This window comes from Roseburia hominis A2-183 (assembly GCF_000225345.1).
GTDB classification, from domain to species: Bacteria; Bacillota; Clostridia; order Lachnospirales; family Lachnospiraceae; genus Roseburia; species Roseburia hominis.
This window is the reverse complement of sequence record NC_015977.1, coordinates 2,806,826-2,829,377: the sequence shown is the minus strand read 5'-3', so window position 1 is coordinate 2,829,377 and position 22,552 is coordinate 2,806,826. Positions and strand designations below refer to the sequence as shown.

Annotated in this window: 18 protein-coding genes; all 18 read left to right on the top strand. The window is 40.2% G+C overall.

Annotated elements, in window-relative coordinates; translation table 11 throughout:
* The first annotated feature begins 1 nt into the window (after nucleotide 1).
* The 18 genes from RHOM_RS12620 to RHOM_RS12535 all read left to right on the top strand — a co-directional run bounded on the left by RHOM_RS12620 (nucleotide 2) and on the right by RHOM_RS12535 (nucleotide 22,543).
* Nucleotides 2–2,599, top strand: a complete 2,598-nt coding sequence (locus RHOM_RS12620) for a TnsA endonuclease N-terminal domain-containing protein (RefSeq protein WP_014080712.1) — start codon at nucleotides 2–4, stop codon at nucleotides 2,597–2,599.
* An 82-nt stretch (nucleotides 2,600–2,681) separates the two neighbouring features.
* Nucleotides 2,682–3,515 (top strand): DUF2971 domain-containing protein, encoded by an 834-nt coding sequence (locus RHOM_RS12615; RefSeq protein WP_014080711.1) that lies wholly within the window; start codon nucleotides 2,682–2,684, stop codon nucleotides 3,513–3,515.
* 23 nt (nucleotides 3,516–3,538) lie between these two features.
* On the top strand, nucleotides 3,539–4,399 hold the full coding sequence (locus RHOM_RS12610; protein WP_014080710.1) for an FRG domain-containing protein: 861 nt from the start codon (nucleotides 3,539–3,541) through the stop codon (nucleotides 4,397–4,399).
* 42 nt (nucleotides 4,400–4,441) lie between these two features.
* Nucleotides 4,442–5,857, top strand: a complete 1,416-nt coding sequence (locus RHOM_RS12605) for an ATP-binding protein (RefSeq protein WP_014080709.1) — start codon at nucleotides 4,442–4,444, stop codon at nucleotides 5,855–5,857.
* A gap of 81 nt (nucleotides 5,858–5,938) precedes the next feature.
* The gene (locus RHOM_RS12600; protein ID WP_014080708.1) at nucleotides 5,939–8,212 is read left to right on the top strand and encodes an ATP-binding protein; all 2,274 of its coding nucleotides are present in this window, start codon (nucleotides 5,939–5,941) and stop codon (nucleotides 8,210–8,212) included.
* Nucleotides 8,213–8,418: 206 nt separating this feature from the next.
* Complete coding sequence (locus tag RHOM_RS12595) at nucleotides 8,419–8,742, top strand: hypothetical protein (protein WP_014080707.1); 324 nt, start codon at nucleotides 8,419–8,421, stop codon at nucleotides 8,740–8,742.
* A gap of 5 nt (nucleotides 8,743–8,747) precedes the next feature.
* Entirely contained in the window at nucleotides 8,748–9,332 is a 585-nt protein-coding gene (locus RHOM_RS12590) for a DUF6933 domain-containing protein (RefSeq protein WP_014080706.1), read from the top strand.
* 418 nt (nucleotides 9,333–9,750) lie between these two features.
* The gene (locus tag RHOM_RS12585) at nucleotides 9,751–9,993 is read left to right on the top strand and encodes a hypothetical protein (RefSeq protein ID WP_014080705.1); all 243 of its coding nucleotides are present in this window, start codon (nucleotides 9,751–9,753) and stop codon (nucleotides 9,991–9,993) included.
* A gap of 493 nt (nucleotides 9,994–10,486) precedes the next feature.
* Nucleotides 10,487–10,981 carry a GNAT family N-acetyltransferase gene (locus RHOM_RS12575; protein ID WP_014080703.1) on the top strand — a complete coding sequence of 165 codons (495 nt, stop codon included), beginning with the start codon at nucleotides 10,487–10,489 and terminating at the stop codon, nucleotides 10,979–10,981.
* Between the two features lie 14 nt (nucleotides 10,982–10,995).
* Nucleotides 10,996–14,202 carry a DEAD/DEAH box helicase gene (locus RHOM_RS12570; protein ID WP_014080702.1) on the top strand — a complete coding sequence of 1,069 codons (3,207 nt, stop codon included), beginning with the start codon at nucleotides 10,996–10,998 and terminating at the stop codon, nucleotides 14,200–14,202.
* Nucleotides 14,203–14,434: 232 nt separating this feature from the next.
* Complete coding sequence (locus RHOM_RS18030) at nucleotides 14,435–15,049, top strand: hypothetical protein (protein WP_014080701.1); 615 nt, start codon at nucleotides 14,435–14,437, stop codon at nucleotides 15,047–15,049.
* Nucleotides 15,050–15,076: 27 nt separating this feature from the next.
* Nucleotides 15,077–15,697 carry a hypothetical protein gene (locus RHOM_RS18025; protein WP_014080700.1) on the top strand — a complete coding sequence of 207 codons (621 nt, stop codon included), beginning with the start codon at nucleotides 15,077–15,079 and terminating at the stop codon, nucleotides 15,695–15,697.
* 171 nt (nucleotides 15,698–15,868) lie between these two features.
* Nucleotides 15,869–16,138 (top strand): FmdB family zinc ribbon protein, encoded by a 270-nt coding sequence (locus RHOM_RS12560; RefSeq protein ID WP_014080699.1) that lies wholly within the window; start codon nucleotides 15,869–15,871, stop codon nucleotides 16,136–16,138.
* 22 nt (nucleotides 16,139–16,160) lie between these two features.
* Nucleotides 16,161–17,588, top strand: a complete 1,428-nt coding sequence (locus RHOM_RS12555; RefSeq protein WP_014080698.1) for an MATE family efflux transporter — start codon at nucleotides 16,161–16,163, stop codon at nucleotides 17,586–17,588.
* 141 nt (nucleotides 17,589–17,729) lie between these two features.
* On the top strand, nucleotides 17,730–18,752 hold the full coding sequence (locus RHOM_RS12550) for a transglutaminase domain-containing protein (protein WP_014080697.1): 1,023 nt from the start codon (nucleotides 17,730–17,732) through the stop codon (nucleotides 18,750–18,752).
* On the top strand, nucleotides 18,749–19,984 hold the full coding sequence (locus tag RHOM_RS12545; RefSeq protein ID WP_014080696.1) for an MYG1 family protein: 1,236 nt from the start codon (nucleotides 18,749–18,751) through the stop codon (nucleotides 19,982–19,984). The genes RHOM_RS12550 and RHOM_RS12545 overlap by 4 nt, the downstream gene beginning before the upstream one ends.
* A gap of 127 nt (nucleotides 19,985–20,111) precedes the next feature.
* Entirely contained in the window at nucleotides 20,112–21,596 is a 1,485-nt protein-coding gene (locus RHOM_RS12540) for a C69 family dipeptidase (protein WP_014080695.1), read from the top strand.
* Nucleotides 21,597–21,607: 11 nt separating this feature from the next.
* Nucleotides 21,608–22,543, top strand: a complete 936-nt coding sequence (locus tag RHOM_RS12535; RefSeq protein WP_014080694.1) for a GTP-binding protein — start codon at nucleotides 21,608–21,610, stop codon at nucleotides 22,541–22,543.
* The last annotated feature ends 9 nt before the right edge of the window (nucleotides 22,544–22,552 follow it).

Genomic DNA, 22,552 nt, shown 5'->3' with positions numbered 1-22,552 from the left:
TATGGCAAAAGAAGTTGGAATGGAATTTGCCTTTTTTGAGTTCCTTCGTTCATTCTATGTAGATAATAGAGGAATTATAAGAAATAGGTATCGTGAAATAACTAAGAAATATCTGGATTACAATGACAAGGAAAAGAACCCAGACGCATTTTTACGAACCCCACAGTTTGAAGCCTTAGAAATGTATGTGTTTGTAAAAGAATTTATGAATAATCAGCAGATGTATCAGATGTTTGATGACTGGTCAAAGAGAAATGGTGTGTTTGCAGATAGACGATTCTATGATGAAGCTGGGCAGATGACATTATATGATGTTTATTCTCCAAAGCAGTATCATGATTATTTTTTGCAGATAAAGAAATATGCGGAAGATTATCCAAATTATATTTTTGCATTAACTATGGGACTAGGTAAGACAATTCTCATGGCTACATGTATTTTTTATGAGTTTCTTCTTGCATCAAAATGGCCTCGTGATGATAGGTATTGTCATAATGCATTGGTTTTTGCGCCGGACAAAACAGTATTACAATCGTTAAAAGAAATAGTAATTTTTGATAAGAGTAAGGTTGTACCTCAGGAATATATTGGTGTATTAGATACAAATATTAAGGTGCATTTTCTTGAAGATAGTGGAACCACATTAAATACATTAGATGGTTCCAAGTATAATATAATTATTTCTAATACACAGAAAATCATATTAAAGGCTCAGCATAAAGAAAAAAGTTCTGTAGATAAGTTGTTTAGTGATCAGATACCAGGACAATCCGTTTTGGATGATGTTCTTGGAATATTACAGGAAATCAGTAACAACGATGATTTGATGTCAAATCAACGTTTTGAGAAACTTACCAGGCTTTCACAAATGGGTATTTATGTAGATGAAGCACATCATATGTTTGGAGCAGACTTGGAGAAGGCTTTGCACGAAAATGGTAAGGGCACTAGCCTGCGTAATACTATAAATGAATTGTCTAAGGAATTATCTAAGCATGGAAGTAAAGTGATTGCTTGTTATAATTTTACAGGAACACCATACGTCAATAATAAGATTCTTCCGGAAGTTATATATGCTTATGGATTGCAGGCGGCAATTAGAAATAATTTCTTAAAAGATACTAGTGTTATTGGTTATAGTAACGTAAAAAGCAAAGAATTCCTAAAAGCTGTTATTGCCGATTTCTGGGCAAAGTATGGTGGAAAAGAATATGAAGGATTAGCACCTAAAATGGCTATTTTTGGTGCAGAGATAGCAGAAGTTCGTGATGAAATCAGGCCAGTTGTTGAAGAAGTACTATCTGAATTGGGAATACCTCTTGATAAAATTTTAGTTAATGTTGGAGACGAAAAGATTACTAAATCTGAAGACATAAGAGATTTTAACAATCTTGATATAGTTGGAACAGCAGGCAGTAAGAAGCAGTTTATATTGCTTGTTAATAAAGGTAGAGAGGGGTGGAACTGTAGATCATTATTTAGCGTGGCTCTTTTTAGAAGTCCAAAGTCAAAAGTTTTTGTGCTTCAAGCAACAATGAGATGCTTGAGAAAAATTACAGATGAACAACTAATGGCCACAGTGTACTTGTCAAAAGAGAATATGGATATATTGGATGATGAGCTTAAAAAGAATTTTAGAACTAGCATAGAGGAACTTGTAGTTAAGAAGGATAAAAAACGTAAGAAAGTTCCTGTACGTGTGAAAGAACCACCTAGAACATTGCGCATGAACAGATTGCATTATAAATATTCTTTGGAAACTAAGCATTATGATAGTAGATTATCGTTTGGTTTGAAAGAAATAGAAACAGAAAATTATGATGCGACAATGTATGTTAAAGAAGGACTTACAACTTCGTCTGTTGTGTGTGAAAGCAATGTTAACTATATGGTTAGTAAATTAGCGTATACTGAGATAACGTTGGTGGCAGAAGTAGCAAAATATTTTCCTGATATCAGATGCACAGAAGTTGCTAGGATACTGAGGGAATCAGAAGAAGGTATTGATAAAATATTAGTAGCTGTCAATGAACATAATGATATTATTTATGATAAAATTGTGCCAACCATATTTGAGGCATTATACCGGGTTAACAAAGAGATTGTAAAAGAAAATGTTGATGTTAAATTACTTAAGAAGCCTAAAGAAGGTGGATATTATGAGTTTAGTGGAAATGAGGATTTGATTATAATGCAGAATTCAGAGGATTCTGTTGTTGTGAAAAATAAAGACAAGAGTTTTCACGCAGATACCTATGTTTTTGATTCGAAGCCTGAGTTACAATTATTTTTACAGTTGCTTGCAAATGAGCACGTAAAAAAAGCCTATTTCACGGGAATGTTTACTGCTGACCAGACTGATTTTTATGTTCCATATATTGATCCGGAATCGAATAGGTTAAGGAAGTATTATCCAGATTTCTTAGTAAAAATGGATGATGGAAGTTATTTGATTTTGGAAGTAAAAGGTGACAATATGATAGACGATCCGGTAGTAAAGGCGAAAGGAGCAGCGGCTGAGGAGGTTGCAGTAGAGAGTTCAATGAAATACGAAATGCTTAAAGGAACAGACATTATGGAAGGGAAAGCAAAGATTTAGTTAAAACGGGTCTCATTCAACCTGAATTGCAAAAGATTTTATGATGGTTGGATGAGCCAGATTGTGAAAGGAAACTAAGTGTATGAACAAAGAATGGTTTTCAGATTATAAAGAGCAGATTTCATTAAATAATATGCAAGAAGCAAGAAATGTGATATTAGATAATATTGATAAGACTCAAATGATTTATCGGTATAGCAGAGGTTTGAATAGGGATTTGCGAAATTTGGAAAATCATCAATTATGGTTAAGTAGTGCATTTAATTTCAACGATCCATATGATTGTTTAGTTACAGTTGATTGCGGATTGAAAGCCAGTTATCCGAAGAGCCAGAGAAAAGAAGCTATGGAAACCTATATGAGACAGAAAACTGAAAATAGGAAAACAGAAGCATTGAGAAGTTCATTATTTGTTGCTTGTTTTTCTGAAGTTAATAATTCATTTCCTATGTGGGGATATTATGCGGCAGATCACAAGGGAATATGTTTAGGATATAACCTTTATGAGCTTGTTAAGAAATACAAATGTATGCCGGTAATCTATAGCGATAAATTAATATTTTACAGAGAAGATAGTTCTGAAAAAAACATATTGGCTAATACATTAACCAAGTCAGATGAGTGGATTCATGAAAAGGAATGGCGGATAGTAATTAAAGATGATATTAATATGGGAAAATCAGGGATAATAAAAGATTTTGTTTTGCCACGAGAAATATATATTGGATGTAGACAGCAGGAAACAGTCGCTGAGAATAACAATAATCGTATGTTACATAATAAAAAAGAGAATGAGATGTATGCTGATCTAGATGAGATACTTAAATGGGCGGAGAATAACTATATTGATGTATATATGCCAATAATAACTAGAAAAGAATATAAAATGATGGATAGAGCGTTACGATTGATTTAGCAAGTTTTAGCAGAGGTGGCTATATGTCAGATTTTGAAGAAAAATATGATTATCAGGAAATTATGGTAGAAGATATTTCGCAGATATATCAAATTGCAAATGATTATAATTCGTTCTATGATTTACCAAGATCAGGTAGAGGTGACCCAGGTGATGAACGAACTTACTTACAGGCATTTTATAGAGGACAAAGCGATTCTTCTTGGAAAATCACTCCAAGTATATGCAGAGATACATCTGTGGATGAGAGTATACTGGAATCTGGAGATTTACTATTTGAAGTAATGGCATATAATCAGCATTATATACATGCTACAAGATTAATTGACTTTACAATGGATATAAATGTAGCATTGTTTTTTGCTTGTTGTGAAAATATTGAAAAAGATGCGGCTATATTTATATGGTCATATTCTCCGTATGATCCTAAATGGACAAGAATAAAGATACAGTGTGAACTTGTTAATGTTAAAAAGCAACGCATAAGTGTAAGTGAATATGCAGAGATACTTTTGCAGAAATATCCGGGATTGAAAGACAATTGTACTTATAAAAAGGATTTCTATACTGATTTAGTTTCTTATTTGGATCATGGTTTTATGATTATGCAACCACGCAATCCGTATTTGGAAAATATGAGAATACAAAGACAAAAAGGGTGTTTATATGTTTGTGGTGTGAAATTTGAAACTCCGATTGATAAAATGAGAACAAGTGTTAATGCGGGGAATAATATATTGTGCCCGCATGAGCCGGAAGCGCCTAAAGAATTGGACGGAGGTAATTTTTTGGTAAAGGTGGTCATTCCTGCAAGATTAAAAAATGTGATAATGAAACAATTGGAAGAAAAGGGAATTACAAAAGAAGCTTTGTTACCCATGTGATGTAAATAGGCACTTGTTTAATGTAGAAGGATGGTGAGAACTATGGATATAAAGCAGCTAATCGGCGAAACCACAGATTACGATAAAAAGGTTGCACTTGAGATAAAGAAACCCAAAAGCTGGTGCAAGAGTATAAGTGCATTTGCAAATTGCTATGGTGGTAAGCTGGTATTTGGTGTGGCAAATGATGATGCGTTGGTTGGTCTTTCGGATGCTGAAGGAGATGCAGAAAAAATTAGTGAGATAATTAAAACACACCTTAATCCAATACCAGAGTTTGAGCTTTCATTTGAAAAAGATAAAGACAAGACGTTTGTTATTGTGGAAGTTATGAAAGGGCAGCAGACACCATACTATTATGAAGGCGATGGACAACTTATTGCGTTTATGCGTATTGGAAATGAAAGTGTTCCAGCAACACCTTCACAGTTAAGAGAGTTGGTACTTCGTGGAAGTGGTGAAAGTTATGATAGTCTGAAGTCAAGATATGATTTTAGCAATATGTCTTTCACAAAATTAAAATCGGTATATAAGCAAAGAACAGGAAATGCATTTGAAGATACAGATTATGAATCTTTTGGTTTGATTGATGAGAAAGGCAATCTGACGAATGCAGGAGCACTTCTGGCAGATGAATCTCCGGTTCGTCATTCCAGATTATTTTGTACAAGATGGAATGGACTTACGAAGGCATCTGGAATTGTAGATGCACTTGATGATAAGGAATATACGGGAAGTCTTGTCACACTATTACAGGCAGGAACAGATTTTGTCAGAAATAATTCCAAGAAAGCATGGCGTAAGGTAGGTGACGGCAGAATTGAAATGCCTGATTATCCGGATCGTGCAGTGCTTGAAGGGGTAGTAAATGCATTGATTCATAGAAATTATATAGAGATAGGCAGCGAAGTTCATATAGATATGTTTGATGACAGAATTGAAATATATTCACCGGGTGGAATGGTAAGTGGAATATCTTTAGAGGGAAAAGATTTATTGAAAATCCCATCAAAGCGAAGAAATCCGATATTAGCTGATATATTCAGCCGTTTGAAATACATGGAGCGTAGAGGCAGTGGATTTAAGAAGATATTGGCAGACTATGAGGGTCAGGTTGAATTTGATGAGTCCAAGATGCCTGTCTTTGATGCAGATAATGATGATTTTACATTGACTTTGTATAATTTGAATTATGGACATGATTATGTGATGAATGTTAATGATACTAGGAATGGCACTCAAGGTGGCACTCAAGGTGGCACCCAAGATGGCACTCAAGACAAATTGCAGAAACAAATCTTTGATATGATAGAAGAAAATCCTCAAATTTCCACATCAGAAATCGCAGCAAAGTTAGGTGTTGGTGTAAGGACTGTGAAGAGAAGAATTAAGCAAATGACGAATATTGTATATGTTGGAAGTGGGTATAGTGGGCACTGGGAGATTAAAGGGGACTAAGCAGGCATATTTTATGGCAAAGAATCCAATGTGATAATAGTTCAGATAAGTTATCACAAAATTAAAAAAGGAGAATGATAAATGAAGAGACAATTGTCACAATTGCAGAGATTACTTGTGGCGGGAATATATATTTTTATAATTGTTATGATAGATGGATTGCTAAATGGGGGAATAGCGGATATATTGAATCAGTCGGAGGCTGCATCAGTTTGGTTTTTCTCTGGGATTTTATTGATTATAATGGGAATGTATGTAACTGAACCATATTTTTCGTCGCCAACAGACACATTATCTAATAGTATTTCGTTGATATTGGTTTTACTAGCTATAACAAATCGGCAGGAATTGAATGGTTACGTTGAATTACTTGTTTATGCAGTTTGTATGTTTATATTGAGTATTTTTCATATGATTGTAAAAAATTATAATGAAAAGGCAAAGAGGATTAGTTTTTGGTGTTTAAAGCATTTAGGAAGTTCTAAAACGATGTTTTCTGTGGTGTATCTTGTCTCGGCATTTTCGTTTTTTAGAGATAATACACCTATGTTATTCGCAGCGATTGCTTTATGGATATGTATGGTACCAATTGGACTTGTAGAAAGTATTATTGCCCAATTTAGTCAGTTGATGGGGATAATAAAAGAAAAAGATATTGATTCGTGTATTGGAGTAGCTATAAAAAATTCAGAGTCAAACTTATATACAATTTCAGTTCCTAAAACAGATGAAAAAGAAAAACTTGTATCTTCAAGTAGAAACTCTGTGTATGCTGTAAAGGTAGACTCTGATTCTTATTGTTTGGGGATAGAAACACAAAGAAAGAACCTTATTGATTCAATTTGGATAAGCATAATGTTATTGGATAATGCAGAGCTGGAAATTACACTAAGTGATTTGGAAGATATAGGAATTAACATTAATTATACGGAAAATTTAGGAGCTGCACATGTTTTGAATGAAGGAAAAATAAAACAATCAATTCTTGAACAGTTGAAATCATCAACTATTTTTATGGAACGCGATGATTTTATAGGATTTGTTCTTCCTGAATCGAATGTTAGTACTATCAGGTTTAATACGTGCAAAATAGATGAAATGCGATTAACAGAAGGAACAATAGTTAAAACACATATTGCAGGAAGTGAAGTCCTTTACCAAGTAATCAATGGCATTACAAAGATAGCTAGTAACAGTGCGGATAGCGAGTATGGATATATGTGTGCAGTAGCAAGAAAATTGGGGCATTATGATGCCGAACATCATGAGATAAAACATGTTAATTGGACACCGAAAGTTTATGAGCCTGTATACCTTTGCAAAGTAAATCGAGATATTGATTTGCAAGAAATAGCAAAAACTTCTATTGGTCGGTTACCGGGATCTGATATGAGTATACCTATAAAGAATATTAATGCTCTTGTAACTCATAATACAGCAGTATTAGGAATATTGGGAGTTGGAAAATCTTGTTTAACGTTCGAGTTGATTAAAAAAATTGTTGCTGCTGGAATAAAAGTTATATGTTTAGATATTACAAATCAATATGCAAGTGATAATGGTTTGTACAAATATATTCCTGAAGCACAAATAGTAAGTGATTTGCTGCAGGAGAAAATAGATGAACTTGAGTCACAATCAATGCGTACAGGTACAAGTGATTCAAAATCTTCGTGGGGAAATGTTGAGAATTTTAAAAAGCTGATGGAATCGGCAGTGTCTGGATTTATGGATGCTAACAACAAATCTGTGATGGTACTTAATCCTGAAAAATATATTGTTAGACAAGCTGCAACTGATTTTAGAATTACAGAGCTGAAGGATGTATCTTTGGTTGAAAAGGTTCAAATTATTTCTGAAATAGTTCTTAAAAAGTGTATGGATTTGGGACAAATAGATAGGGCGAGATGTTGTGTTGTTTATGAAGAAGCGCATTCATTGACTCCAGAGTTTAATTCAGTTGTAGTAAAAGATGATAACTCTCATGCGAATGGCACTGCAAAAGTTATTTTGCAAGGTAGAAAGTACGGACTTGGTTGCATTATAGTTACGCAGCGTACGGCAAATGTAACCAAGAGTATATTGAACCAATGCAATACAATTTTTGCATTAAGAGTATTTGACGATACAGGAAAATCTTTCTTGGAAAACTATATTGGTAGGGATTATTCGGATACTTTGCCGACATTGGAAGAAAGACACGCAATTGCTATTGGAAAAGGTATCGGGCTAAAACAACCAGTGATTTTACAGCTTAATGATATGAAGTATTTACAAACGAATGACGGAGAGGAAATAGTTGAGAAAAACGAATGTGTGGATGTAGAAACAGAAGAAATTACCCCCAATCTATAGGATTTTTAATATTACAAAAAATTAAAGTCTCGTTAAAAGAGTGATATTGCTTTCAATGAGATTTAAGATTTGGAGAGAATACATAATATGGCAAAAATGCGATAAAATCGGAATTTATGGCTGATTCGTATGAGTACAATTTCAAATCGGTCTTATTTTTGACACTGTTTGTTGAGACTAACATGAGACTGAGGAGGTTCAAAATCATGGACATAAGTAAAAAAGATTGGAAGCTATTTCGAGAAAGATTATCAGGCTGGCAGGAAAATTATATGGAAGGTCTTGTTAAAGAGTATGCAAATTTTCTGAATGATGATAAAAAGCCTGCATCAGAGAAATTCTGGGAACTTGAAAAACGGATAAAAGAAGATAAACGTCATCCGGGAGTTGTCATGGAACTGAAAAAATCAGAGGTAATATGGGATATCGTTCGTCTCATTAGACTGAAAGTAACTACATATGATGATTTATCAGACTTTAGTGATGAATTACAGAATGAAGTAAAAAGAATACTTGAGATGAGCAGGTGATACATATGGAGATTGGTGCAACAAAAGCAGTTCAAGATAGACTAAAAACAACAAAAATTGAAGAAAGCAAAGGTGCTTCACTTGTGTTCTGCTGGGACACACATTTGACGAAAATAAAAGGAAGAAATGTCTTGTTTATTGTGAATGCCAGTAATCGTTATACAATAGCAATGACAGATATTGAACCAAGAAACTGGAATTACTATACAATGTTTATCCGCAGTGTGATTCATGGCGTGATGCAGGAAATGGGATACTCCGAGGATCAGATAGGTCAGTATTTTAAAATGTCAGACGATACAACTGTAACAAAAACTCATGGTAGGAAATCGGTTGGTGGCATTAACAGAATGGTAATGGATGCACAGTATTTTGGTAAGAAGCTGGAGAAAGAAGCAAAGTATCAATGGGAACTTAGTGAGTATCTGAACAGAGATATTTGCCAGCCAGAGGGATTTGATGCGTATGGATATCCGAGTGAACTTTTTAAATTAGACATGGAACGATTAGGGATTGCTGCTAAGAGAGAGCCAGCAAAGGTAATTGATTTTGCTCAGTACATAGAAAACAATCGTGGTACTAACGATTAGTACCACAAAATATTTTCTTGCTGAAATATCGCTTGGAGATTATAATTTCAATAGGTGGACAAGCAAACCGACAGAATATTATTTTGTGAATAGTAAACAAACCTGCAAGCCACCGGAACTACACACAATAATGAAAAAATGCAATGGTACTGGATTGGTACTAAAAATATGTGAAACGAAAAATAATGTGTGGAAAAGGCATAGGATATCAATACAAAACAGTATAGATAACCATATTGAAATAACCTAAATCAAACTAGATTCTGCGAGTTTGAATAAATAGGTAAATCCCTACAAAGCCTGTTTTTATGGGCTTTGTAGGGATTTTTTGATGGCGTTGGGTACGATTGGGTATAAAATTTTATTTTGATATATTGTGCTATACTAATGTTGTAACAGGAGTGGCTGATAAGATATAATGAACTCTGACGAGTTCATATTCGAAGTTCCTGCGGAACTTCGAATGCGCAGAAAACAGCGCAGAAAAGATGATATAATAAATTCAACAGAGGAAAGAGGTTATATTATGCCACAAAGTTACACTCCTGAATTTAGGAAGAAAATTGTACGCCTTCATACGGAAGAGGATGTACCTGCAAAAGCATCACTGCTGAGTATGGGCTATCCAAAGCCAGCATTTCCAAGTGGTGCAGCGAATTAAGCAAAGAATGTCAAGCTAAAGCTCACGAAGATCCTGATTTACCAAATGAAATGGAACTCATGAAGGAGAATCTCCGGTTACGAAAAGAACTGGAAGAAGCAAAAAAGAGAATCTATTCCTAAAAAAACAGCGGCATTCTTTGCAAAGGAAATCGATTAGAGGCTTATCGATTCACAGAACAACATCATATTGAATTTGGCCGGCGCTGGTTTCTCAGAAGGCTGGAAATCTGTCCAAATGCTTACTATAACTACCTAAAACGCAGGAAAGCTGATTGTTATACCCGTAAATCAGAAGTACAGAATCAAATAAAAGAAGATCTACCACTCGCACAAGGGAGTCGCTGGTTACCGCAGCATGAAAGTTTATCTGGAACGTAAGTGTCATAGTGTACCAATGGTGTTAGAGAAAGGGAAAATGGAACTTTCGGAGAAATGGAAATGGACTAGCGGAGATTATTCTGAGGGAGAGTCTTTGCTGGTAGAGGTGTAGGATGAAAGAAATCTATGAATACAAAAAAGCAACGATAGAAGATATCAATGAACTGGTAAGAACAAGAATCATTGTCCTTCGTGCTGCCAATAAACTGTCGGATGATGTGGATATGTCATTGGTGGAAAAAGAATCCTATGAGTATTATAAGCGAACATTAGAAAATGGTGAGCATATTGCATATCTTGTGTATGATAACGAAACTTTTATTGGTGCCGGCGGTGTCAGCTTTTATCAGGTTATGCCAACATATCATAATCCAACTGGTAAAAAGGCGTACATTATGAATATGTATACGGCATCAGAATATCGGAGACAGGGGATTGCATTTCATACATTAGATTTACTTGTAAAGGATGTAAGGAAACAGGGCGTATCACAGATTGCTTTAGAGGCGACAGAGATGGGACGACCGTTATATGAAAAGTATGGATTTGTAAAAATGGAAGATGAAATGGAGCTGAAGCTGAAGCATAGCTATGTGTGTTCCAATTAGAAAGTAGGTATATAATGATAAACAGCTCTTTAACAGCGGAATGTAATAAGATATTTAATTTTTGGAAATTAGAAGAATATTTTACACCATCAGATTATCCGGCATTGGTTTTAACAATAAAAGAGGGAAAACAGAATATTCCGTTTGATGCGTATTACAATGATCACAGTATCAGAAGTTTGCCATTAAAAAGATACAAGGCTCATAATGAGTATTTGAGACAGAAGAACAAATCTGATGAGAGTTTATATAATCGAGCAAATATTTATTGTGGCTGTTATAGAACTAAAGATTTTGTTGAAAAAATGGCTGAAAAATGCAAATTGGATAGGGAAAAATATGCGGAGATAAATGAATTGACAGGACGGTTTTATGCTTTTTCTGTTCAGATAGATTTAGATGGGAAAATTACAGAAGAGGGTTTGCAAGTCAGCCCGTTCTTTTACGCTGTACTTTGCATGATAAAAGCCGAGGGCATAAATGTTAATATTATGCAAGAAAATATATGGAAGCTAGATGAAGAAGTAAATGAAATACTTAAACAAAATAATGTACGAATATTGGAGTTTGAAGATGTAACAATAGTAAAAAATATTATATTTGATAAACTGAGAATTAAGTCTGAAAATGAAATTGGGCTAAAAAGTGCTTCGGATAAAGTATATGCGTGCAAAGGTTTGAAAAAAGAAGATGAAACAAGTGACTTTACCAGTTTTTATTTGGACGAAATAGAAAATGTTCAGAAAAACTATGAGAATAATGAGAATTTGATAAAATATACCACTTCATTATTGGAAGAAAAACAAAAAAGGATAATGATAGATAGCGATGTTTGTTCCATGAAAAAATGGTTGGAAGTAGATAGATTTCCAATGGGAAAATATCCATCAAAGTTTTCTCCGACATTAATGCAGCAAATAGCTATAAACATAGCTATATCAGAAAAGGATAGAAAAGAAAAAATATTTTCAGTAAATGGACCACCAGGAACGGGAAAAACAACTCTTTTGAAAGAAATAATAGCTTCAAATGTTGTCCAACTAGCAGAAGTTTTAATTAAAAAAGGAATAGGTGGTAGTAATTTTGTTCCTAGGAAAGTTGAATCTGCATCAAATGCTAGTTATACAGAAAAATATTATGAAATACCAGAAGAAATTTCTAAATATGGAATTCTTGTGGTATCAAATAATAATGGAGCTGTAGAAAATGTCACACTCGATTTACCGAAATCTTGCGATATGGGAAAGGATAAAACTAGGACAGATTACTTTGACAGAGAAATAAATAAAGAAGTGTATTTTTCAGCGGTAGCAGATAATCTTTTAGGTAAAGAGGGCGGTGCATGGGGATTAATATCAGCTCGTATGGGTAGAAAATCCTATGTTACAGAAGTTTTAGAATCTTGTGTATTCGCTAAAAAAAATGATGCTTCGGATAAAGTAACATTAGATCTTGCAAGAGAAGATAGTATTTCGTGGGAGGAAGCTGTTGATAAGTTTAATGTAGCTAAAGGAAAGGTTTTGTTATTAAGAGAAGGCATAAAAAAGGACCAAAAACTCTTGGATGATTTTTATAAAGAAGGAGAGAGTTTTGCGAAGAGTAAATTGGATTTAAAACAGTTGCTCATAGAAAAGGAGCAGTTAAATGTAAAGTTAAATGAGGTAAGAACGGAATTAGAAAGTAATGAACAGTTGACTTTAGAGCAGGAAGAGGAAATTAAGTATATTAAGGAACATAGCTCTATTTTTAAGAAACTACTTATCCTTTTTGGAATAGGGAAAATAGGCAGGCATATTGCTGAAAAACAAAAATATATTGATGGGTTAATAATTAAGCACGAAGATATTAAACATAGATATAGTTTGGCTGTGAAAAATACAGAAGAAGTATGTACAAAAATTGAAAAGCAATATAGTATAATCTCTACTTTAGAAAAGCAGGTACAGATACTTGAAGAAAAAATATATGGAGATAAGGAGTCTTTAAAAAACAAATACAAAAATAATTTTGCGGATAGGAATTTCTATAAAAATATTAAGGAATCTGAGGATTCGCAGAATGCGTGTCCATGGACATTTGAGGAATATGATATGGCGAGGGAGGCATTGTTTTATGCTTCATTACAAGTGCGAAAAGCGTTTATTTTAGAATCGCCATATATAAAAAGAAATCTGTTTGTATATGAAGCATATAACAATGGAAAATACACAATAGCAGAAAAACAACAGATGTTTCCACATTTGTTTAATTCATTGTCAGTAGTGATACCTGTGTTGTCTTCTACTTTTGCTTCGGTGGGAAGATTTTTAAAACATGCTGGGAATATGAGTTTAGGTATGCTTATCATTGACGAATCCGGACAGGCAGTTCCACAGTCTGCTTTAGGAGCAATTTATAGAACAAGGCGGGCTGTTGTTGTGGGAGATCCGTTGCAAGTAGAACCTGTTGTAACAATTCCTAAAGTGTTAATTGATATACTAGCTGATAGTACTTGCGTAGCAAATGCATATAAGGTGATCGAAAATTCAGTTCAGACTTTTTCTGATAATATAAATGAGTTTAATGGTATGATCGGGGAACGCCAGGTTGGTTGCCCGTTGGTTGTTCACAGAAGGTGCATAGAACCAATGTTTTCTATTTCAAATTTGATTTCATATGACAATAGAATGTTTAATAAAACAAATAAGAAGGAAGAATATTTGAAACCGGAAAATCTATTTTTGATAAAAAAATCTGGATGGATTAATGTGGAAGGGGAAGAAAATGGTGGTAAGGATCATTTTGTGAAAAATCAAGCAGAGAGAGTATGCCAATTAATGGAAGATGCAGTACATATATATTCAGATTTGTTTGAGACAGATGATAAGATTTTTATAATTACACCTTTTAGAACAGTTGCAGAATCAATGCGTAAGTTTATCATTAGCTACTTTTCAGTAAAAGGATATGATAAGCAAATTTTGTCAAAGTGGACGAAAAATTGTGTTGGTACAGTACATACTTTTCAAGGGAAAGATGCGAATGAGGTACTTTTGGTATTAGGTTGTTCAAATAAAAGTGCAGGTGCAATGAATTGGGTGGTAAAGAAAGCTAATATACTTAATGTTGCATGCACCAGAGCAAAATATAGAATAGCATTTATTGGTAATATAAATGATTGGAAAAATAGAAGGTACTTCAGAGAGTTTATTCCGAGTTTCATTGATATAATAAATGTGTAAAAAATAGACGATATGGAGTGGGAGTAGGAGATATTGCTATGGCTGTGTCATATAACAAATTATGAAAATTATTAGTGGATAAAAAAATGAGCAAATCTGATTTGCGTAAAAGGCAGAAATTGCGCCTGACACGATGAAAAAAATACGTCGTGATGAAGCTTATAAAAAAATCGCAAGGCAATGGTGTGAAAGGCATAAGATTGATATTGTTGAATAAAAGAAAAGAGCTGCTATGATACCCACAGAAGATATTATGCCGATAGTGAAAAAAACGATTGCTGCATCAATTAAATGTAACACCCATCGGGGATACATTGGTTGGAGCAGCTGTGATAATATTTGTATGGATATGCATGCATGCCTTGATATGTGTGCTGAGACCTTAGAAATGCGTGGCTATATGGCTGCACTTGAGGCGGCTGCATACATTTTGGTATCTAGCGTTAAGTTAGCATCTCATGCGGATAGTAGTTCGGGAATGCTTACAGATGTTATCATGTGTACATACGAACTGATAGACAAATGCACAAAAGAAATCGAAAAAGAAGACAAACAAATGCGGGATCAAGCACTTGCATTAATTATAAAAGAGGCAAAAAAGAGTGTGTTTGATGGTTGGACTGACTGGCGCTATAACCTGCTGAAAAGTGGGATTTGCCTGTGTGATGAAAAGAGTGCAAAGAAACTTGAAAAAGTTTTGGATACTTTGTTGGAAATTTCGCGGGAGGATTATTTTCCAGAATACACGAAAAAAGAAGATTTGATTGTAAGATATCTTTTACATAGACATTTATATGGCAAAGAGAATACGCAGAAGGAGTTATATCAGAATATTCTGATAAATTAACTCTGTATTATAGCGATTAAGGATGCTATGGAAGAGAAGAATTATGATGAAGCAGAGAAGCTTTGTTTAGAGAAGGCAAATGCAGAAAATACATGGCATTATCGTAGTGGTGATCCGGAAGATTGGAATAATGTGCTATATGACATATATAAGACAGCAAACAACAGGGAAAAGCAAATCGCACAGGCAAAAAAGCTGTTATTAATGGGAAATGAGAAGTTCTGGGGTGTTTTGAAACAGATTTACAGAGAGTGTGGTGCATGGAATGAGAATTACAAGAGTCTATTGGATGAATTAAAGGATAGCAAGCGAACTGTTTGCTACCGCAGTGTTCTTATTTCAGAAAATGAAAAGAAGAGATTACTTGAAGATGTAATGGAGAATCCGTATGATTTGTTTTATTATGGAAAATATTTGGTGAAGGAATATCCAGAGCAGATATATGAGTTGTGTTATAAGGAAATAAGTGAAAGCTGTGCTCAGGCAAAGGATAGACGAGAATATAAGAAGATAACGAAGAATATGGCACAGCTTATAAAATGGAAGGGTAATGATACCGCTAAGTCTTTAATTGAGGAATTGAAGCAGAGATATCCAAGAAAACCGGCATTGTTGGATGAATTGGAGAAGGTGGAGAAGAAATTGTAATTCAAATAAAATCAATTTGGTAAGGATAGACCATTGCCCTGTCATTTGCCGTCATCTTTCGACTCTCCCATGCAGGGTATGTCTTGCCCTCAAGACATACCCTGCATTTGTGTTTTAAAAGCTATCATGCTAAAATGGGATACATAGTGACAGGCAAAAGGAGGTTTTACCATGTATTATGTACCGGATGGCACAAAGCAGTGCGGATATTATGAATGTAAAAAGTGCGGGAATCGGTTTCTGTCCTTGCAGACGATGACGCGGATTCCCTGTCCGGATTGTGCATCGGAGGTTGATTATGAGATCGGGCCGGATGAAACGCTTGCGGACGTGACAGATACGGCAGTGCTTCTGCAGAAAATCGAGGGCGAGGAGGAAGTGGCGAAAATGGATGCGCTCTTAAGTCTTGCGATTACCGGCGGAGACTTTAACTGGATTTAAGAAAAGATAGAACGGGAAGTGGATGAAACAGATAAGACACAGAACAGGAGCGGTGACAGAGATGGAACAGACAACGGCAAAAAAGAATAAATATGAGATTGATATGTGCAATGGAACGATTATGGACAAATTGATTTCCTTCTCGCTGCCGCTCATGCTGTCGGGCATTTTACAGCTGATGTTCAATGCGGTAGATATTATCGTGGTGGGCAGGTTTTCCGGCAGCCAGGCGCTGGCAGCGGTGGGATCGACCAGTGCGCTCATCAACGTGTTCACGAATCTGTTTATCGGAATTTCGCTGGGGGCAAATGTACTGACGGCGCGTTTCTATGCGGCGGGGCGTGAGAAAGAGGTGTCTGAGACCGTACATACCGCGATAACCCTGGCACTGGTCAGTGGAATTATCATGGCGCTGGTGGGACTTGTTTTTTCCAAGGGAGCGCTGGCGCTGATGGGGACACCGGACGACGTCATCGGACTGTCGGCACTTTATATGCGGATTTATTTTCTGGGAATGCCGTTTTTCATGCTCTACAATTATGGCGCGGCGATTCTGCGCGCCGTCGGGGACACAAAACGTCCGCTGCTGTTTTTGATGATTGCGGGAGTTATCAACGCGTGCTTGAATATGGTGCTTGTCATTGTATTCAAGCTCGGCGTTGCCGGTGTGGCGATCGCCACGGTCATCTCGCAGATGATTTCCTGCGTGCTGGTGCTGCGGTGCCTCTGTCGGTCGGAGAGCAGTTACCGGCTGCGGTTTTCCGAGCTTGGCATGAAAGGGTACTACTTGAAGCAGATCTTTTCGGTCGGCGTTCCGGCAGGAATCCAGAGTACGGTCATTAACTTTTCCAATGTGCTCCTGCAGTCCTCGGTCAATTCGTTCGGATCGACGGCGATGGCAGGCTACACGGCGGCAAACAATCTGCTCGGCTTCTTGTATGTCTCGGTGAACTCCATCACACAGGCGTGCATGAGCTTTACCAGCCAGAATTACGGCGTTGGAAAATTAAAGCGCATGGATCGTGTGCTGGCAGACTGCATGATCTTATCGGTCGTGGTCGCTGTGGTTTTGGGATGCATCTGCTATGGGTTCGGACCGGAAATTTTACAGATCTACACGGAGGATGCCGAGGTAATTGCGTGCGGTATGGAGATCCTTGCATACACGACGATCACCTATTTTCTTTGCGGCTGGATGGATTTGTTCCCGGGGGCGCTGCGCGGCATGGGATATTCCGCGGTGCCGATGGTGTTGTCGGTCATCGGAACGGTTGGTACGAGAGTGGTGTGGATTTTTGGCATTTTTCCATACCACAGATCACTGGCGATTCTGTTTATATCTTATCCAGCGTCGTGGATTATCACGATTGTCCTGCAGGTAATCTGTTTTTACTTTGTGAGACGGAGAGTGCACCGGAGAAGTCAGGCGCTCGCCGGACAGGAAGCCTGATTCCTCAATCAGCCAGGAAACCCAGTGGAAAGTGACAGGTCATCTGTCGGAACTCTGCCGGATCGAGGCAAAAGCCCAATCCCAGAATCCGACAGGAACCCCAGCTCATAGTCCAGCTCATATAACTACACGGAGACAACGATGGAAGCATATTATTACAGCAAAATGGACAAAACAAAGCAGGCGGCATATCATGCGATGCTGCAGGGACTATTGGCGTTGGAGGATGCCATTCCGATGCCGCGCCTTGAGGCGGAGGATCTCTATCAGGTATTTTTCCTGCTGCGGCTGGATCATCCGGAGATTTTCTGGGCGACCGGCTACAAGTACCGGTATTATCCGGAGTCGGCGAACCTTGTGTTCCTGCCGGAATACCTCTTTGAAAAAGGCAAGATCAGAGAGCACCAGAAGGCGATGAAGGCGCGGGTGGAAAAACTGGCGCGCGCGGCGCAGAATCTCTCCGAGTGGGAGAAAGAAAAATACGTCCATGACTTTATCTGCGAAAACGTGCACTACGATAAGCTGAAAAAGCCGTATTCCCATGAGATCATAGGTCCTCTCGGACAGGGTGTGGGCGTCTGTGAGGGAATCGCAAAGTCAGTAAAGGTGCTTTGCGATGCGCTTGGCGTTTGGTGCGTGATTGCTCTGTGCGGAAACTGCCCAGAGAAGGGGATCAAATACCGCCATACGTGGAACATTGTAAAAATCGGCGGGCAGTATTATCATCTGGATGCCACATTTGACAACACGCTCGGTGCGGGAGCACAGATCCGGTACGATTATTTCAATCTCTGCGACAAGAGCGTATTCCGGGATCATCAGCCCCTGATCGCGCCTGCGCCGGAATGTACGGATGCACAGCATTTTTATTATCGGGAGAAAAAGCTTTCCTTCACGAAGATGGAGGATGTCTATAAACGTGCGCTTCAGACAGCAAAAAAAGGAAAAACGTTTACCTTTCACTGGAGGGGCGGGTATCTCACCAGGGAGGTCTTGGGGGAACTGTTAGAACAGATTTCCGCGGCCGGCAGGGAGCGAGAAAAAAGCGCCAGAGTCAGTGTGAACTGGCAGCAGGCGGTGCTCCGGTTCGATTATGTGGAGGCGGGCAGCGCGCCGGAGGCGAGTGTTGTGATGGAAGAAGCAAATGAGGGAGAAAAAGAATGACGGAAGACTTACTGGAACAGATTCAGAGAAAAGACGCGGCGGCGTTTACACACGGAGGGAAATTTCATGCAGACGATGTGTTTTCCGCGGCGCTGCTGCTTTACCTGAATCCGGAGATTGTAATTACGCGCGGCAACAGGGTGCCGGAGAATTTTGCCGGGATCGTGTTTGACATCGGAAGAGGACGGTACGACCATCATCAGAAAGACAGCCGGGTGCGGGAGAACGGTGTGCCCTATGCGGCGTTCGGACTGCTGTGGGAGGAACTCGGGGGAGCAATCCTCGGGGAGGAGCTGGCGGCGGAATTTGACGAGGCGTTTGTACAGCCGTTGGATAATAACGACAACACCGGGGAGAAAAACGAGCTGGCGACGCTCATTGGCAATTTTAACCCGGCATGGGATGCGCAGGGCGGAAGCGATGCCGCCTTTTTTCAGGCGGTCAGCGTGGCAGGCATGATTCTTGAAAATAAATTTGAGCGCTATCGCGGAAATGAGCGCGCCGACCGTCAGATCGAGGAAGTGCTGGCGGCGCATGAGCGTGCCGTAGTGTCCGGGGAGACGGCGGAGCGCGATGCCGCGATTCTCATATTGCCCTATTTTATCCCGTGCCAGAAACGCCTGTCGGAGACCGGGATTGCGTTTGTGATTTTCCCGTCGAACCGGGGCGGATACTGTATCCAGCCGCAGAAGCGGGAGTATTCTCTCCATTATAAGTGCAGCTTCCCGGAATGCTGGCTCGGACTGGAAAAGGAAGAACTGGCGGAGGCATCAGGTTTAGAGAGCGCCGTTTTCTGCCATAAGGGCGGTTTTCTCATGACGGTCGGGGAACTTTCCGATGCAGTGGAGGCATGCCGGATCAGTCTGGACAGCTTTAAGGAGGAGAAGGCGCTTGTAAACGTGGGCGGCGGAGAGACAGCGGATGAACTTTTAAGAGAACTGCCGGGGATGGCGGAAGCGCAGATCTATCACATGCCGCTGCCAGAGCTGCCGGAACTGGAACAGGACGGCAGTTACGGTGAAGTGGCGATGGAAAAAGCCGACTGGAAGCTTCGGAACAAGGATTATGTGAAACAGATCCTGCAGTGCCGTCCGGAGGCCGTTTACGTCGAGGGGGATGTATTTGCGGCATATCCGGTGGTGCATCTGCTCCGGAAAAAGCACGTGCCGGTGCTTGCCATGGCGGAGCGCGGCGGGAAGCGGATTCTCGTGCGGATTCCGTCCGGTTCCTAGATGGGACTTGTAGAAGACAAGCGAAAAGTGCTATGATTCTTATGCAATGTGGAATATGCTTTCAGGAATTTCTGCTTCCGGCGAAGAGGCAGGAAAATCAGATAGACATACCAAGGAGGAATGGACAATGGCTTGTACAACGATTTTAGTGGGAAAAAAAGCATCATATGATGGATCAACGATGATTGCGCGCAACGACGATTCGGGTTCGGGACATTTTACACCGAAGAAATTTGTGGTCGTGCAGCCCCAGGAGCAGCCGCGACACTACGAGTCTGTGATTTCACATGTGAAGATCGAGCTGCCGGAGCAGCCGATGCGCTACACGGCGGTGCCGAATGCGGTCGACGGGAAAGGTATCTGGGCGGCAAGCGGCGTGAATGAGGCGCATGTTGCCATGACGGCGACGGAGACGATCACCTCGAATCCGCGCGTGCTCGGCGTAGATCCGCTGGTGGTATACCAGAAGGCAGAGGATGGTCAGCCGGAGATATGTGGAGGGATCGGCGAGGAAGATCTTGTGTGTCTTGTACTTCCGTATATCCGCAGCGCCAGAGAGGGTGTCAGACGTCTGGGAAGCCTGCTGGAGCAGTACGGCACCTATGAGATGAACGGCATTGCATTTCAGGATCAGGATGAGATCTGGTGGCTGGAGACAATCGGCGGACATCACTGGATGGCGCGCAGAGTGCCGGATGATGTCTATGTGGTCATGCCGAACCAGCTTGGAATCGACCGGTTTGATTTTTCCGATGCCCTCGGGGAGCAGAAGGAATATATGTGCTCGGCGGATCTGGAAGAATTCGTAAAGACGTATCATCTGGATCTCTCACAGGATGGCGAGTTTCATCCGCGCGACGCGTTCGGCAGCCATGACGATGCGGATCATGTATACAACACGCCGCGTGCGTGGTTCATGGAGCGCTATCTGAATCCGCACACGAAGGTGTGGGACGGACCGCATGCGGATTTCACACCGGTTTCGGATGATCTTCCGTGGTGCATGGTGCCGGAGAAAAAGGTGACGGTGGAGGACGTCAAATACGTCTTGTCCTCCCATTTCCAGGGAACGCCGTATGATCCGTATGCCGCTTACGGGGATAAGTCCCTGCGCGGTGCATACCGCTCGATCGGCATCAACCGGAACGATTTTCTCGCAGTGATCCAGATGCGCCCGCAGATGGAGCAGGAGAACGGCGTGATTGAATGGCTGGCATTTGCGTCGAACGCATTTAACGTGTTGGTGCCGTTCTATGCCGATGTGGAGGAGACACCGGAATATCTGGCGAACACGACGGGCGAGGTGTCCACGGAGAACTTTTACTGGTCGAGCCGGCTGATTGCGGCGATGGCAGACGCATCCTACCGGAGCTCGGTGTTCCATATCGAGCGCTATCAGGAGCATGTGATGGCGAAGGGACACGAGCTGATCCATCACTACGACGCGCTCCTCTCCAAGGAGACGGATGCCGTGATGCGCAGAAGACTTCGCGAGGAGGCAAACCGCAGTATTGCGAAGATGCTGCAGAAGGAGACGGCAGATACCCTGGACAAGGTTTTATATGAACTTAGCGGCCAGATGAAGAATGCATATTCCAGATCGGATGCATAGGGAGGACTGCCATGGTAAAAATTGATCTGATCACGGGTTTCCTCGGATCTGGGAAGACGACGTTTTTGAAAAAATATGCGAAACGCCTGATGGAGCAGGGGCAGAATATCGGAATCCTGGAAAATGATTTCGGCGCGGTCAATGTCGATATGATGCTGCTGCAGGAGTTAGAGGGGGAGCAGTGCGAGCTGGAGATGATCTCCGGTGGCTGCGACCCCGAGACGCACCGCAGAAGGTTCCGCACCAAGCTGATCGCCATGGGAATGTGCGGGTATGACCGCGTGCTCGTGGAGCCGTCGGGAATCTACGACATGGACGAGTTCTTTGACGTGCTGCACGAGGAGCCGCTGGATCGGTGGTATGAGATCGGCAATGTGATCGCTGTGGTGGACGCGCGGCTGGAGGACGCGCTTTCGCCGGAGGCGGAGTACCTGCTGGCATCGCAGGCGGCAAATGCCGGCTGTATGATTTTAAGCAAGTGCGACACGGCGACAGAGGAGCAGCGGCGGAATACAATCGCGCATCTGAAGCGGTCGCTTACAGCACTCGGCTGCAAGCAGCGGGCGGATCAGAAGGTTTTGTGCGAGGGCGCAGAACCGCTCCCGGATCAGGATTTTGCCACAATTCTCTCCTGCGGTTATCACATCGCAAGCTATGAGAAGCCGGACTTTGCGAAGGGACAGTCGTTTGAATCGCTGTATTTTCTGGATATGCACCTGGACGGGGATGCGGTTACGGCGGCGGTGAAGAAGATGCTGAAAGATCCGTCGTGCGGACATATTTTCCGTGTGAAGGGATTTTTGCAGAATTCGGACGGCACATGGCTGGAGATCAATGCAACACAGCAGGAGATCACGCGAAAGCCGATTGCAAACGGGCAGGACGTTCTGATTGTGATCGGAGAGAAGCTTGTGGAAGACGCCATCCGGGCGTATTGGAAAGGTTAGAGACAGACG